The sequence below is a fragment of the Vibrio sp. 99-70-13A1 genome (assembly GCF_013114625.1).
Taxonomy (GTDB): Bacteria; Pseudomonadota; Gammaproteobacteria; order Enterobacterales; family Vibrionaceae; genus Vibrio.
The window spans coordinates 48,100-62,190 of the sequence record NZ_VTXD01000015.1 but is presented as its reverse complement, the minus strand read 5'-3'; the positions used below and the strand labels follow the sequence as shown (position 1 = coordinate 62,190).

General features: G+C 40.2%; 16 protein-coding genes. 10 read left to right on the top strand and 6 right to left on the bottom strand.

The genetic code is table 11. The features are described 5' to 3' along the window. Positions 1 to 3: 3 nt before the first annotated feature. Entirely contained in the window at positions 4 to 513 is a 510-nt protein-coding gene (locus F0226_RS11540) for a DUF6653 family protein (RefSeq protein WP_171735781.1), read from the bottom strand. Between the two features lie 444 nt (positions 514 to 957). Between F0226_RS11540 and F0226_RS11535 the strand changes: the two genes are divergently transcribed. Genes F0226_RS11535 through F0226_RS11520 form a run of 4 tightly spaced genes read left to right on the top strand, consistent with a single transcriptional unit; the run spans position 958 to position 3,468 of the window. Further along, on the top strand, positions 958 to 2,055 hold the full coding sequence (locus F0226_RS11535; protein ID WP_253820805.1) for a WD40 repeat domain-containing protein: 1,098 nt from the start codon (positions 958 to 960) through the stop codon (positions 2,053 to 2,055). A gap of 19 nt (positions 2,056 to 2,074) precedes the next feature. Continuing rightward, positions 2,075 to 2,644, top strand: a complete 570-nt coding sequence (locus F0226_RS11530; RefSeq protein WP_171735780.1) for an SCO family protein — start codon at positions 2,075 to 2,077, stop codon at positions 2,642 to 2,644. Next, positions 2,637 to 3,122 carry a TlpA disulfide reductase family protein gene (locus F0226_RS11525; RefSeq protein ID WP_171735779.1) on the top strand — a complete coding sequence of 162 codons (486 nt, stop codon included), beginning with the start codon at positions 2,637 to 2,639 and terminating at the stop codon, positions 3,120 to 3,122. The genes F0226_RS11530 and F0226_RS11525 overlap by 8 nt, the downstream gene beginning before the upstream one ends. 4 nt (positions 3,123 to 3,126) lie before the next feature. Further along, positions 3,127 to 3,468, top strand: a complete 342-nt coding sequence (locus F0226_RS11520) for a c-type cytochrome (protein ID WP_171735778.1) — start codon at positions 3,127 to 3,129, stop codon at positions 3,466 to 3,468. A gap of 93 nt (positions 3,469 to 3,561) precedes the next feature. Here the strand turns inward: F0226_RS11520 and F0226_RS11515 are convergent, their stop codons facing one another. From F0226_RS11515 to F0226_RS11500, 4 genes are all read right to left on the bottom strand, one after another. Next, positions 3,562 to 3,948 (bottom strand): hypothetical protein, encoded by a 387-nt coding sequence (locus F0226_RS11515; protein ID WP_171735777.1) that lies wholly within the window; start codon positions 3,946 to 3,948, stop codon positions 3,562 to 3,564. A 1-nt stretch (position 3,949) separates the two neighbouring features. Continuing rightward, a complete protein-coding gene (locus tag F0226_RS11510) occupies positions 3,950 to 5,272 on the bottom strand; it encodes a hypothetical protein (protein WP_171735776.1) in 1,323 nt (440 codons plus the stop codon). Positions 5,273 to 5,386: 114 nt separating this feature from the next. Beyond that, positions 5,387 to 5,698 carry a DUF3861 domain-containing protein gene (locus F0226_RS11505; RefSeq protein ID WP_171735775.1) on the bottom strand — a complete coding sequence of 104 codons (312 nt, stop codon included), beginning with the start codon at positions 5,696 to 5,698 and terminating at the stop codon, positions 5,387 to 5,389. A gap of 145 nt (positions 5,699 to 5,843) precedes the next feature. Beyond that, on the bottom strand, positions 5,844 to 6,353 hold the full coding sequence (locus F0226_RS11500) for a DUF2798 domain-containing protein (RefSeq protein ID WP_171735774.1): 510 nt from the start codon (positions 6,351 to 6,353) through the stop codon (positions 5,844 to 5,846). Positions 6,354 to 6,450: 97 nt separating this feature from the next. On the opposite strand from F0226_RS11500, the gene F0226_RS11495 reads away from it, so the two are divergent. Continuing rightward, entirely contained in the window at positions 6,451 to 6,882 is a 432-nt protein-coding gene (locus tag F0226_RS11495; protein WP_171735773.1) for a MarR family transcriptional regulator, read from the top strand. Between the two features lie 106 nt (positions 6,883 to 6,988). Here F0226_RS11495 and F0226_RS11490 read toward each other — a convergent pair whose 3' ends face one another. Further along, the gene (locus F0226_RS11490) at positions 6,989 to 7,888 is read right to left on the bottom strand and encodes a LysR family transcriptional regulator (protein WP_171735772.1); all 900 of its coding nucleotides are present in this window, start codon (positions 7,886 to 7,888) and stop codon (positions 6,989 to 6,991) included. A gap of 556 nt (positions 7,889 to 8,444) precedes the next feature. Here F0226_RS11490 and F0226_RS11485 point away from each other — a divergent pair. From F0226_RS11485 to F0226_RS11465, 5 genes are all read left to right on the top strand, one after another. Continuing rightward, a complete protein-coding gene (locus F0226_RS11485; protein ID WP_171735771.1) occupies positions 8,445 to 9,437 on the top strand; it encodes a porin in 993 nt (330 codons plus the stop codon). Positions 9,438 to 9,481: 44 nt separating this feature from the next. Continuing rightward, entirely contained in the window at positions 9,482 to 9,967 is a 486-nt protein-coding gene (locus tag F0226_RS11480; RefSeq protein ID WP_171735770.1) for a copper chaperone PCu(A)C, read from the top strand. 13 nt (positions 9,968 to 9,980) lie between these two features. Further along, a complete protein-coding gene (locus F0226_RS11475; protein ID WP_171735769.1) occupies positions 9,981 to 10,580 on the top strand; it encodes a NapC/NirT family cytochrome c in 600 nt (199 codons plus the stop codon). A 1-nt stretch (position 10,581) separates the two neighbouring features. Beyond that, complete coding sequence (locus F0226_RS11470) at positions 10,582 to 12,261, top strand: DUF1566 domain-containing protein (RefSeq protein WP_171735768.1); 1,680 nt, start codon at positions 10,582 to 10,584, stop codon at positions 12,259 to 12,261. A 395-nt stretch (positions 12,262 to 12,656) separates the two neighbouring features. Next, complete coding sequence (locus tag F0226_RS11465; RefSeq protein WP_171735767.1) at positions 12,657 to 14,021, top strand: MATE family efflux transporter; 1,365 nt, start codon at positions 12,657 to 12,659, stop codon at positions 14,019 to 14,021. Positions 14,022 to 14,091: the final 70 nt, after the last annotated feature.

The following is a 14,091-nucleotide window of genomic DNA, read 5'->3' as shown; positions in this document are numbered from 1 at the left end:
AAGTTAAAACTTAAGCCACTGTTCATACTCAGCTTTAGTACTTTTCATATCAAGGTATAGCCATACCATCCTATCTACAAACCAAGCCTTAAAAACCATAATCCACAGGTTTCCAACCAAGACTAAGCCTAGATCTAAAGTCCACAACCCATAAATGAATATAGGTAAGCCAATTCCAGTTAAAGATTTCAACACTAAGATAGGCTTTACATGATGCTCTGGGATAGTTTCTACATTTCGATTCAAATAAATACGCTCACCAAAGGTTGCCATGGAAGCCCAATTATTGGTGGTTTTAGGAGCGCTGAATAAACGAGGGTTGACCCATACCCATATAAAAGACATCAAGATAGGGATAATAGAATACACACCTATCCAATCTCTAGACCAAAAAGCCAGAGACAGCAGTGGCAAAAGAGTAAACCGAGAATAAACACTCCAAGGGTTAGAGTGCCTTTGCCAACTGGATTCATCCATCGACATTGACTTCTCAAGCAGTTTAACGATATCCAATGGATCTTCCTTGTTTGGTGATAGTAAATGTAAAAGTAAGCAATGTAGTATCTATGAATACAGAAAGATACGCTGAATTCTTCTCAGATCTCTCTTTTTTAATCTTCAATCAAGCAAATACCAACGCCTAACATGCTCTGTCTTCTGCTGCTTAAGCTATTCAATTTCTGAATAGGAGCGATTATGAAACAGCGTATTTTTCCAAAAATTAACCCTATATAATTATATACAAAGCTTAATTGGGTTTAGCAATCAAAATCAATATCGGTGGGCTTGGTGGTTTTTGCCTATTTACTTCCAAGCCTACCAACCTATTAATGACTTCATGATTTCTTAAACGACGACTTTAGTTTCATTAATTCTGCCTTCAGCTTTATTTGGCACATCACCTAAGACAAATTGACTTCTACCACTCACTTTTTTGGACTTACCAATCAGAGATATATGATGAAAAGAAAACTGCTCGTTATTTCAGTTGCACTCTTATGCTCCAATATTTCTGCCACTGAGTTACCTCGCTATGATGATGGTGCTCGCTGGGCTTTTGTTTCCGGAGAGCGCACTGCTAACGTTGCAGTCATTGATACGTTTGACTATGTACTTGCAGGCGAACTGACTTTGAAAGCCGAACCTGTAGAAATGGTAGTGTCTGATGTACAAGATTTGTTGGTCTATATCGACGGCAAAACAAACAAAGTTTATAGCTACGACTTGATTCACCACACGCACTCAGAAATGAGCGTGTCTGGTGTGCCGGAAAATATTATTTTCCATTCCGATGGCGCACAGCTTGCAGTGGCGACTAACAATAAAATTGAAATCATCAAACCGCTAAAACAAGAGCGGGTTGCAAGTATCACTCAAGTCAACAGTCCATTTAGCATGAACTTCGATAACGGTGGCTATAACTTATACGTTACAGAAGCCAACAGCGGAAAAACTGTCATCTATCGCACTCATGATGGAAAACGGACTGATTTACAGCTTGGCAGCGGGTTAGTGTCTGATATTACCCTTTCACCAGATGCTCGTCTGGCACTGGTATCTGAATATACAACCAACTCCGTTTATGTGTGGGACTTGTTCAGTAGCACACATTACAAGACATACCTAATGGAAGCGAAACCATGGCGTCCTTATGTCAGCTCAGATTCTGAGCATATGGTCTTTGTGGCTGATAACGGCCAAGCTAAAGTCTTCAATACTTGGTCTGGTGAAGCCGTCAATTCGTTTAAGTTCGAACATGCCCCTAAATCAATTCGTACCGGTTGGTTAGAAACCATTGGCATTGTAGAAAGTGCCAATAGCTTGAATATCTTCGAGTTAACAGAGAACAAACCCGCAACACAACTTCCTTTAGAAAACCCATTGAATGAAGTGGTCGTGGTTTCCGATTCGAAAACCTTATTTGCCACCCAGCAAGATAATAGCGAACTGTTTATTTACGATATCAGAAAAAATAAGCGCCTCGCCCCGATAGACACTGGAATTAAGCACCCACAACACTTAGTGATGGGTATTACGAATACCGTGTGCCATTAATTGATAAGTAGGAATAACGATGCGACTTCTTTTTTCATTTGCCATTTATTCTGTACTGGCGATCAGCATGTTAAGCATAGGGGCGATGGCTAAACCCCTACAATTCGACCTCCAAGAGCATCATTTAGGGTCAGTTACCGAAAAAAACTGGGAAAGAAAACACCTTCTCATTGGTATTGGCTACACATCTTGCCCTGATATCTGCCCAACGACCGTTATTGATCTAGCAACAGCCGTCAATGGGCTGGCAGAACAGTCAGATCAAGTTGTTCCTATTTTCATTTCTGTCGATCCAAATCGAGATACCGTTAAGAATATCGATATGTATGTGAAGTACTTTGACCCTAAAATGGTGGGCTTAACGGGTACTCTTGAACAAGTAAAAATCGCTGCAAAAAGCCTAAAAGCCACTTACGGTTACAGCTTAGAAGGTAAACCTATTTACCCACCTCTGCCTAAGCAGTATGAAGTTTATCACTCAGCCTATATCTACTTTTACGGACCAGATCGAGAATTGATTGATGTCTATGGCTACGGTGAAGGCGGCGCAAAAATCGCTAAAAGCTTGGGGGAGTATTTGAATGAATAAGGACATGACGAAAACTTTGGGGGTTCTTCTTGTCTTCCTCTGTTTTGCTGGCTCACTGAAAGCAGCAGAATGCCCAGCACCTGAAGGCTTTACCGAAGCAAAACAAGACCTTCAATGGGATTACCCCACCTCAAAACCTGTCACCTTAGTTAACTTGTGGGCAGTGTGGTGCCCGCCATGTTTGAAAGAACTACCAATGCTCGACAGTATTGCTGACCGTTCGGATTATGCCATTGAAACGATACATCTAGGCGACAATCAACCAGCCTTAGAAGCTCGCTTTAAAGAACTGAATATAAAACATCTTCCTGACACGATTGAACCTAATTTTGGACTGCTACACGATTGGGACTTTAAAGGCTTACCTGCGACAATGATCGTCGTTAATAACCACGTTAAATTTGGCTATTCTGGCTATATCAGAACCAAACCTGAAGATTTAGATAGCTGGCTAACGTGTTTAGCGAGCAAGGAGTAAATGAATGCTAAAGCCGCTGATTATTCTTTCTTCCATCCTTTCGATTCAAACGTTCGCTTGCACTAACATTGAGCTTGGTGAAGCACTCTACATCGCTCCGGGAAAGGGAGGATGCGCGACTTGCCATGGAGAAACCGGCAATGAACCGGTCATGCCGATGTACCCTAAAATTAGCGGACAGAACGAAATGTACCTATTCAATCAAATGAAAGATTACAAAAACAAAAAACGAAAGAACGGTCTTTTCGTACCCATGGAAATAGCGATGGAGCACTACACTGAAGCCGAAATAAGTGTGATGGCGCAATTCTTAGCGGCTCAAGGTTCTGGTGAGTTAAAGAAATAGCCACGCGTTCTATATATTAGAGAACATAAGAAGCAGTAACTAGGATGTTCTTTGCTAGAGAACAGAAACAATGGCAACTCAATATAAGAACTATTAATTCGAATTAAGGTCATTCAAAGAAAAATGGTGAGCCTGAACATTTTGTGATTCAACATGTACATGATTACTGCATGTGTGAAATTTTTGGGTGACTTCTTTTATTGATTTCTTCAATACATTAATAGCTTCATTATGTTTATCTGGCATCACTGATAAAGAGAAAATAACTATGGATTCTTTCGTTGGTTTTGCTGTAAAAGTATCTAAAAATTGGTCACTTTGTTCAGTCCAAAACCCAACCGCATTTCCATTACTATCCGCAAATGTAACGCCCCCAAAGTGATAGCTCAACAGTATCCCAAGCTCATCACAAACAACAGGAATCTTAGTTTTTTCATCAACTGTAAAAATCACGACTAGGCGAATTCTATTTTCGTTCATTTTACGAATTCCTTATTTTATAAAGATATAGTGAAATAATAACAACTAAGAAAATTGATACCCACGCAGAACCATCATGAGGTATTGCTTTGAACAAATCGAAAAGACCAGGAATATTATCCGGTTTTAAATTGTTTGAAGTTGAAACCAACGTAATGGTTAAGTCAACAATAGCTAAACAACCGATAGCAGAAAGTAAGTACTCTACAGAACGATTTATTTTTACCTGCTGCTCTTTTAGTATCGTATCAATTCTAGATTTTATAAGATTTGCTCTATGGATTGTCAATTTTTCCAGCTCTGGTAATTTCCAAGCTTTTGACAATAATTCCATAATTAAGGCTCTTTTTGCCTGTGTTCCTATCATGGCATCTTTAAACTCTAGCTGACAAAATTCAATATGCTCTAAGGCTCTAACTGTATGTCCAAGTGTCCCTGTTAAGTTCGGTTGCTTATGTTTTTTTGCCCTTTTCCCGCCGGAAATTTCAGCATATTTTTCTTTTAGCTTTAAATTTAGTAAGTATAGAATTGCGTTATAACTTTGACAAACAACAAGTATTCTTCCCCAGTCATTTTCTTGAATACTTTCGTTAATCAATATGTTGCCAGAACCAAGGACAAAACTATCGGCTTCATCTCCATCAGCTAAACCAACCCAGCCATGTAACGAATTAGTTAATAGTTCACTCGCTCCCTTAGGCATATACGCCATACGCCCAGTCCACAGAACTGTATCGTATTTAGGCTCATAGGCAGAAAAATCAATATCATTAAAGATGAAAAACTCTTTGGGCTTAACTATATTAGAAAGGGCTATGTCATTCAGAACTGTATATATTTTTGATAAGTACGGGTAAATACAAAGTGTGTAGATATGTTTAACTAAACCAGAGATATCTCGATCAAACTGACCATTTTTTAACATTTCAAGTTGTATTCTATCTGGGTTGATAAAGCGGAAGTCAAATTTTAGGACTGCAATAGAGTCATCAAAAAAATGAATTTCACATTGCTTTATTTCACATCGTTCCCACCAAGAAATTTCTTCAGAATTTACTAAAAATGCGTCTACATTCTTTAAATCAACTTCACCAGTAAATAAAGGTTGGAAAAAATAAGGATGGTTATCATGATTAATATCACAATATCCATCACTTTTTAGTTTTTCTTTTGGGATGAAAAATTGCTGCAGAATAGAAGACAACCCAACCAAAAAGTCATTGTGCTCATGAGGAGTCAGAGATGCTCTTAACTCGCTGTAGGAATTAATTGGGGTGCGAATTGGTGAAAACGTTGAAAATTCAATTGACTCACATACTTCCATTCTAACTTTCCATGTTCTAAGTTACTTTCCAGAGCAAATATTTATACCTTTTCAATCGTTTCTTATCAATAACACCCTGTTTAGTTCATTATCTATGCGATCACAAAACAATAATTACCCCTTAACCGCTTCCTTCACCACACTTTTTAAGTTGTGCATGAAGTCTTTAAAGTGAGGCATGAAGTTTACAAATAATGGGTGTTTGCGATCTTTCATCATTACGGGTCCTAATAGGCGAAGAGCAACCGCAACTTTCGTTGCTGTTTCTGGCTCTAACCCACTGCCTTTTTTAAGATTTTCGACAACATTGAACACATCTTCACGATCTTGGAATTCAAATTGAAGTGTCTTAGTACTCTGATCTTGCGCATCGATTTCTTCAATTGTTACTCGGTATTGTTTGTCTTTACGGATTTTAGGGATCATAAAATTTACCTTTTTGATGTTAAATACCTATCAACTTTCAATACCCATCAGTGTTAAATAAGTATTAATGTCAAATAACTATCAGTATTAAATAAGCATTGGTGTTTAAAAATTAGAGGGAAGAGTCGGTTCAATACAGGCAGCATTAGCTTTTTAGAAACTTTTCAACTTTAGGTTTAATTGTCATCGAAACGGTGATCATCAATATCAACGCAACAGGCAGAGCGCCGATTATTCCAGCCTTCCACGCGTTCAAAAACTCTACTTGGTTTGCTAGAGCAATACTGCTGTCTAGACCTATATTGTTATATGCGCTAGTGAATGCCATTCCAGATTCCATTATCAAAGCCATGGTCACACCAACTAAAGCATCGCGCGGCTTAGTTGCCATATTCGGTAACAGCTTTTCAGCACCTTTAGTTAGTAGTGCCATCATCGCAAAGCCCAATGGCATTACAGTCAATGCAGCAGTTAAGAAGTTGGTCACCCAGTCAGAAAAGAATGTTTCAGTGAAGCCAAGATTCATGTAAGTCATAGCACCGGTAATTGTTCCGCCCATTAAGGTCATCATGCCCATCACAACCAAGATTTTTTGGATAACAGGTGTTTTGGTTTGTTCAATCACGGTGTTTGGCATTACGGCTTGTGTGTTCATTGGAGTCTCCGCTTGAAATAACTTTCAATTAAGTTGATAATGTCAACTATAGCCATTTAGATGATAAAGTCAACTAGTTTCCAAGGGAGTATTCTTCATGTCTGATAATCGGTCACTCGATAGTTTGTTCAAATTAGTCCATAGCCTTAAAAGAAATATGCAAGTTCAAATAGAGTCACTCGACTTAGATATCGCGCCTATGCATGTACGGGTTTTAAAAATAATCAGCAAGAAACCACAATGTACTGCTATTGATATCGCGCATTTTTTAGATAGGGATAAAGCACAAGTCACTCGACTATTGAGCAGCTTGTTTAAGCAAGAATTGATAGTGAAAGAGCCAAACCCTGAAGATAAACGCAGCCAATGCTTACGAATTACTCCCCAAGGTCAAGAGATAATGGAAAAGATTTCTGGAGTAGATAAAACGATCTTTAAGAAGATGACAAACGATATTACTCACGATGATCTAGAAGCGTTTGAACGTGTCTCAAAGGCTATGGCGCGGAATTTAAGCGGTAAAGATTAAGGAAGGCTGTTAATAAGCGGCCGGTATTCGGTCACAGGTAGTTAACCAGAAAAACAAGCTCGTTAATTACCTGTAATTGTAAATATGAATAGCGTTAACTTACACACTATTCATGAGTTAACTGGCTATACGTTTTGGAAAATTCATCGACAAATATCTTAAAGCGCTTTGGCATGTGCGCATTTTGTTTATACATGACATACATGTGATTTTCGATAAACCATTCTCCATCGAACAACTTAATAAGCCTTCCGCTATCCAAAAACTCTAAAGCCTTATGTGGCGAAATTAAGCCTATTCCAAAGCCTTTATTGACTAGCTCTATCGTGACATCAATAGAGTCTGCAGCCATCACGCCATGCACTTCTAATTCTTTTCTATTCCCTTCTTCATCTCGAAGTACCCAAACACGTTGGTTTTCTACCGCGTTGGTTTGAGTCACACAGTCATGATTAACCAGCTCATCGATAGTTGTCGGCGTACCGGCTTCTTTAAGATATTCGGGAGAGGCATAGCAGTAACGACGGAAACGTGGGAGCCGTTTTGCAACAACGGAATCATCTTCTGGCCAAAATGGGGCGATCATAATGTCCACTTCTTCGAAAGAACTTAAGGTTCTCGGGATCATCGTTTTGAAGTGGATAGAAATGTCGGGAAAACGTTTATGAAAATCGACAATGAAGTTATCTGTAATGAACTTTGCCATAGGATGAAGGCAACCGACACGGATTGTACCGGATTCGTCTTCTCGCTCATTTTGAACAAGCTCAATGGTTTTATCGATTTGTTTAAGAAGCTTGATTGATTCACATAAGAATGTTTCACCTTGTGGAGTCAAACTAATGTGCCCACCCCTTCTATGAATCAAGGTTACCGCTAAGCTTTCTTCCAACATTTTAATCTTTCGGCTTAAGGTTGGCTGGCTGACTAAAAGCAGCCGAGAAGTTTCCGTAAAGTTCAATTTGTCGGCGAGTAAAACAAACATTCTAACGGCTTCAATATCCATTCAATCCTCAGTCGTACTTATCAATGACACGTTAAGTCAATTATATAGAAAAATTTCACAGGTAAAATTTCTTCCCAAAAACGTTCGTAGAAAACGCTCTAAGAATCGATCTTAGAAACACCCGATTGATAACGTAAATACAAGCCTTTGTCATCAAAAATGGTCGTTATATAAAGTTTTATTGATCTCATCCAGAGGTATTCAGATTTTAAATAACACTCATTTATGGACCTATATATTCCAATTAATTCTCATCGATATACTTCTCACAAAACTTATTAACTAACCATTTTGGGGTAGTTAATCCTTCAGTTTAGAGCGCGTATTTAGAACGCGGAATTGGCTTCTTTATAAATCTTGCCCGGTGTTTTAAATAGACAAACCATCTATTAACCATGCCTCCTAATTTTTGCTTCCCTCTTAGGGCAAAGAGATTTACATCATGCTGCCACTCACTTTGTTCTAGAAAGATCGTTCTAAAAATACAGTTTTAGAAACATCAATTATCAGGTCGATACCTGAAATAAATAACAATGAAGAATCATAGGGGTTCAGAGTGAAATTAACTAAATTAACGGTGGCAACAACATTAACCTTAGCAGCATACCCAACACTTTCAGCTGAAATAAACACAGATGATGTGTTCAAAAAACTGGATTTTTTCGGGTCTGTTAAAGGCAACGTAATTAAAGAAGCTAATCACGATCACCAAACTCAAATTCAATTAGCAGAAGTGGGAATGCGCGGCGTGCATGAAACGGATTACGGTAACCTCTTTGTTACCCTTGCCGCTGAATACGCAGATAATGAAACACAAGATAATGATGAAGATATTTATCTTTCACAAGCCAATTTAATTTTTAAATCCCATGACTATGGAACGCTAGTTCTAGGTGATGGTTACAAAGGTGCTTACCTTCATTTATTCAAACCTGTTGATATCTTCGATACCAATAATCAGCACCGTTCTAGTGGCTCAACACTGTTTGTTAACCAAGGTGTGATTGGCACAAATACTCTTTCATACACCACCCCTAAGTTTTTGGGCAAGTTAACCGCAACGGCAGCGGTAGTTTCAGCATTTGATGACAACGACACAGAAGCCGACAACTTTGCGCTTCGTCTTGCCTATGTTGAAAAAAATTATTCCATTAAAGTCCAGCGCTCTGATGCAAATGCTCATGACGGCGTAGATGCAAACGGTAAAGATTTGGATTTTGAACGCTACATCGGCATGGCGGAATACCATAACGACACTTTCGCTATCGCGGCTACTTACGAGTTCGCCAAGGATCATCACAAATACGGTGATGGACGCATGTACGGTACTTCTGGTACTTACCACGCGACAGACTCTTTAACCTTCAAGCTTGGTTACCAGCATTCAGAATTTGATACAGAAATTGGTAAATGGCAGGACGACTCCCTCTACTTAGCCAATGTCTCGTTCGACATCACCAATAACTTCCGTGTCTATGCCGAATACGCAGATTTTGCCGATGACACCCAAGACGACAATGTATCTCTCGGTACTGTTTTCAATTTCTAATCACTTAGGGCAGTTCTTACTGCCCATTATTGTTTGAGGTCAATATGAAAAAAATCTTCTTAGCGCTTGGGTTAGTCACTTCATTTTCTAGCCAAGCAGCACTTGAACTGACGAACTGTGTGATTGCAGAGCCTGCTCCGAATTCAAATGTAACAGGTATCTTCTTTGATATTCGTTTCAACGTTACTGATGAAGTGAAAGATCTTCGTATCCCAGGTTTGGAATCAATCCAAGGTGCAACCATTAAAGGTTTATCTGAAACCGTTGAAATTCATGACACCATAATGGAAGACGGTGTGATGAAAATGAAGCAACTGACTCAATTCAAAATTAAAGAAACCAACACAACAATCAAATTTGAACGAGGCGGTAAGCACTTAATGATTCGTAACTTCGATAAACGACCTGTTGCTGGCGAAGAATACGAACTTTCAATTTGGTCTACCTACCTTGATGAACCAACTTGTATGGCGAAAGTCATTAAGTCAGCGGATATTCCAATGAACATGAAGCACAAGCACAAGCACTAATAAGGAGCGAAAGATGAAATTTTTGAAAGGTGTTAAACGCCAAGTCATCGCTGCACTTTTAGTGGTTGGGACAGGGCTAGGGTTACTGGTTGCATTGCCTGCCAGTGAAGCGATCCACGCCCTAAGTTCCAACGAATTTTGTGCATCATGCCATACCATGGAACCTATGGTTGAAACCTTCGCTAACTCAGTTCATGGCGGTAATAACTCCCATGGATTCGTCGCAGAATGTGTTGACTGCCATATGCCAAAGTCAAACATTGTGGACGAACTTTACGTTAAAGGGACTTCAGGAATGCGTCACTTATGGGGTGAGTATGTACTTGGTATGGAAGCGTTAGATTACCAAGCTCTACACCCTAAACGTACAGAATATGTCTTCGATTCTGGTTGTGTAAATTGTCACAAAGATCTTGAGCGCCGAGCTTCTTTAGCAACGGCAGAAAGCGAGCCAGCAGATTGGACTCATAACCTAGCTTTCGCTAAAAAAGATACCGACCCACAGTGGAAATGTTCTAGCTGCCACTACGATATCGCTCACCCTCAATTAGAAGAAAACATGGCAGAACGTGCCGAAGAAAAAATGCGATTAATGGCTCAAGGGGGCTTCTAACATGACGACTCAGCTATCCGCTTTATCAATCATTATCGGCGCCACTTTAGTATCTGGTCATGCTTTTGCTGATAACCAAACTCAAGATAAAAATCCTGATGTAAATAATGGTCTGCAAGACTACACCATCAATCGCACGATTGACGATTTAAGCTCAGAAGAGAAACAAGCGGCTTATCGAGCATCATTTGGTTGCTTTATGGGTTGCCACCGCCCAGCAAAAGAAGAAGTACCAGAAACCATCAGCCCAAAACTTGCAGGGCTTCCTGCGCAGTACATTTATAACCAATGGTCTGATATGGATGGCACTCGAACATCTGGCCTTTCTGTTCAAATGAAAGAATTTGTTTACTTACTTCCTCCAAAGCTCATGGCGGATGTTTCTATCTTGCTTAGTGAGCGAGAGATGAAATACAGCCCAGACGAAGCTATTGTAGGCGGTGAGTCTTGGAAACATGGTAAAGAGATTTTCGATAAATCTTGTAAAGCCTGCCATGGTGAGCAAGCCGTTAGCACCAACGAACGCTTCCCTTCGTTTAAAGGTCAAATGCCTTATTATCTCTTCGAACAGCTGAAAAATTATCGTGATGGAACTCGTACCAACCGAGATGCTCCGATGATGACCCCATTTGCAAAAATGTATAACGAAGAAGATTACAAAGACATTATCGCGTATGTCACGGGGCAAGAGCTAAAGCAAATTGAACGCACTGAGTTTATTACCGGTATTGGAATGCCAGCACCTGAAAATTTTGTACTTCCTGATTCAGGGCAAATACAAGACTTTACCGATGTGAAGGGTGAAGATTCTGATTACCCAGGTGTTCAACCGAAATTTACTATTTCGGAGTCAGGTCTGACGACTTATGACGAAAATACTAAATTGACTTGGGAACGTGACTCTTCTCGTATCTGGATGACAGCGATTGAAGGTAAAGAGTACTGCGCAGAGCTTAATTTAGATGGTTACTCAGACTGGCGATACCCGTTAATTAAAGAGCTTCATACCATTGCAGATTTCGGTGAATTCCGACCAGCAATCGATACGCATGCATTCTTGAATATGCCTCGCCAAAGCTCGGGTATTTGGACGTTCCCAGTATCAAACCACCCAGATCATGCTTGGCACATCGGTTTCCCTGATGGTCACACTATGGGTCAACATACTGCCTCAACCAAACTGACTCGTTGTGTGCGTGCTGATAATGGTGCGGCTTACCATAACTTAGATTTGGTAGACAACGGTAACGGGACAGTGACTGAGAAAGTGACTAACCGTATGTGGCAACAAAACATTGATTACAATCGACGTGATTGGGAAAGTTCAATCCAATATTGTGAAGCTTTAGATTACGCAGGCTACAACGATTGGCGTTTACCGAACTTTAAGGAAATGATTTCAATTGGTGATTTCAATAAAGTGAATCCATCTATTGATGAAAAGTTCTTCCCGAATACACCAAGTAAGTTCCTGTTTTGGACAAGCACAGCAAAAGTCGGAACAGAAAAACAAAACTTCCGCCCTCTTCCTGCTCGTAAGCTCAAGCAGCCTGAAGAAATGTATGACCTAAGAGGCAAAGCGGGAGGCTCACTTCGCTGGGCAGTGGGTTATGCTGTTGGTGCCGGTTATGGGTTGAATGAAGATATCCCATACTATGCTCGATGCATCCGTAACCCATAGATTAGCTACATAACGATAGAACCGATAGAACCGATAGAACCGATAGAACCGATAGAACCGATAGAATATCTTGAAGCGTTATGATGTATGGAAACGTTAGGATATTTGTAATATCTGAATAGATAGATACATCCAAAGAGCCACAATTTACTGTGGCTCTTTTTAATTCACTCTGAGTGTTATCATAACTGAAAGAATCATTTAAACGACCATTGAAACTTGGTCGCTCATCAATACAAGTTGAATGTTTAAATGTAATCCTGACCTTAATACGCCTAAAGCTTGACCCTAGCAAACAAGGTGTTTATATTGTCGCCGCCTAACGGGCACACCCTAAAATGCACACTCGCTATCCTGCCTTCATTCGTGCATTTATATTGGTGTCTAGAGCCTCCATGTTAACTAAATTTCGTCCTTTTACCCGTGAATCGGGTGCTTTGATGCACCTATCGATTCCCATCATTTTTACTCAAATTGCAACCCAAGCTATGGGGTTTGTCGATACAACAATGGCAGGCCAAGTAAGCCCTGCAGATCTAGCTGCAATTGCTCTAGGTACTAGCCTATGGATCCCTGTTTTATTGCTGCTGCGCGGCATTATTATGGCTTTAACCCCTGTTGTGGCTTATCACCGTGGTGCCCGAGACTTTAATAGTATCTCTGTTGAATTTTTCCAGATGGTTTGGCTAGCACTACTTGCAAGTATTCTACTCATCATCTATTTAGCCAGTGCGAAGCCGATATTGGAATGGATTGGTGTTGCCTCTGAAATCATCCCGATTGCGAGCGATTATGCGCTAGCTTTAGCGTTTGGTGTTCCGGGCATTGCTCTGTTTTATACCTTAAATGGTTTTTGTGAAGGGATGAACAATACCAAAGTACCGATGCTCATTTCGGTGGTTGGTCTACTGGTCAATATTCCTGTTAACTATGTTCTTATTTACGGTAAATTTGGCTTCCCTGAAATGGGGGCTGTAGGTTGTGGCTGGGCCACCAGCTTAGTGTATTGGCTGATGTCTGGAATGTTGTATTCCTATATCAAAGGGCATCACCACTATAAAACCATCATCAGTTTTTCAGATATAAAACCAAGACTGAAGGAAATGCTTCACCTATTGAAACTAGGTTTACCTATCGGGATGAACATTGCGGTTTGTGGCAGTATTTTCTCTGTAATTGCACTTATGATTGGTCGTATTGGTGCTGAAAATATCGCGGCTGCTCAAATTGCCTTGAACATTTCGAGCATGACTTACGTGATCCCAATGAGCATTTCATTTGGTATTACCATTCGAGTGGGTCATGCGCTGGGTGAAAAAGATGAGTTAGGAGCCATTGAACGCAGCAAGATAGGCATTTTGGTAGCAGGGCTGATTTCTTCACTTTCTGTCACTATATTCCTATTGTTCCCTGAATGGATCATCAGGCTCTACACAAACGATCCGGCGATCAGTGCTACAGCGGCTACACTACTCGCCCTAACGGCCATGTACCAATTTAGCGATGCGTTACAAACCTCAGCGAATGGCGCGTTACGTGGCTATAAAGATACGAAAATACCAATGTTTTTGGCGATTGCTTCCTACTGGGGATTGGCTCTACCACTTGGTATGGTTTTAGGATTAACTGATCACATTGTTCCTGCAATGGGTGAAAAAGGCTTTTGGGTAGGAATTCTTACTGGGTTAACCACGGCTGCCATTCTTATGCTCTTTAGATTGCGCTACATAATGAAGAAGCGAGAACTACAACCAGCCTAGAAACAGCAAGTTAAGCTGATCATTGAATATAAAAAGCGCGTTACTGCTCACATGCAGTAACGCGCTTTGT

Bases quoted from the DNA above. Each gene is read 5' to 3' on its own strand.
- F0226_RS11535 (WP_253820805.1), top strand. From the start codon at position 958: ATGATGAAAAGAAAACTGCTCGTTATTTCAGTTGCACTCTTATGCTCC.
- F0226_RS11530 (WP_171735780.1), top strand. From the start codon at position 2,075: ATGCGACTTCTTTTTTCATTTGCCATTTATTCTGTACTGGCGATCAGC.
- F0226_RS11525 (WP_171735779.1), top strand. From the start codon at position 2,637: ATGAATAAGGACATGACGAAAACTTTGGGGGTTCTTCTTGTCTTCCTC.
- F0226_RS11520 (WP_171735778.1), top strand. From the start codon at position 3,127: ATGCTAAAGCCGCTGATTATTCTTTCTTCCATCCTTTCGATTCAAACG.
- F0226_RS11515 (WP_171735777.1), bottom strand. From the start codon at position 3,948: ATGAACGAAAATAGAATTCGCCTAGTCGTGATTTTTACAGTTGATGAA.
- F0226_RS11510 (WP_171735776.1), bottom strand. From the start codon at position 5,272: ATGGAAGTATGTGAGTCAATTGAATTTTCAACGTTTTCACCAATTCGC.
- F0226_RS11505 (WP_171735775.1), bottom strand. From the start codon at position 5,698: ATGATCCCTAAAATCCGTAAAGACAAACAATACCGAGTAACAATTGAA.
- F0226_RS11500 (WP_171735774.1), bottom strand. From the start codon at position 6,353: ATGAACACACAAGCCGTAATGCCAAACACCGTGATTGAACAAACCAAA.
- F0226_RS11495 (WP_171735773.1), top strand. From the start codon at position 6,451: ATGTCTGATAATCGGTCACTCGATAGTTTGTTCAAATTAGTCCATAGC.
- F0226_RS11490 (WP_171735772.1), bottom strand. From the start codon at position 7,888: ATGGATATTGAAGCCGTTAGAATGTTTGTTTTACTCGCCGACAAATTG.
- F0226_RS11480 (WP_171735770.1), top strand. From the start codon at position 9,482: ATGAAAAAAATCTTCTTAGCGCTTGGGTTAGTCACTTCATTTTCTAGC.
- F0226_RS11475 (WP_171735769.1), top strand. From the start codon at position 9,981: ATGAAATTTTTGAAAGGTGTTAAACGCCAAGTCATCGCTGCACTTTTA.
- F0226_RS11470 (WP_171735768.1), top strand. From the start codon at position 10,582: ATGACGACTCAGCTATCCGCTTTATCAATCATTATCGGCGCCACTTTA.
- F0226_RS11465 (WP_171735767.1), top strand. From the start codon at position 12,657: ATGTTAACTAAATTTCGTCCTTTTACCCGTGAATCGGGTGCTTTGATG.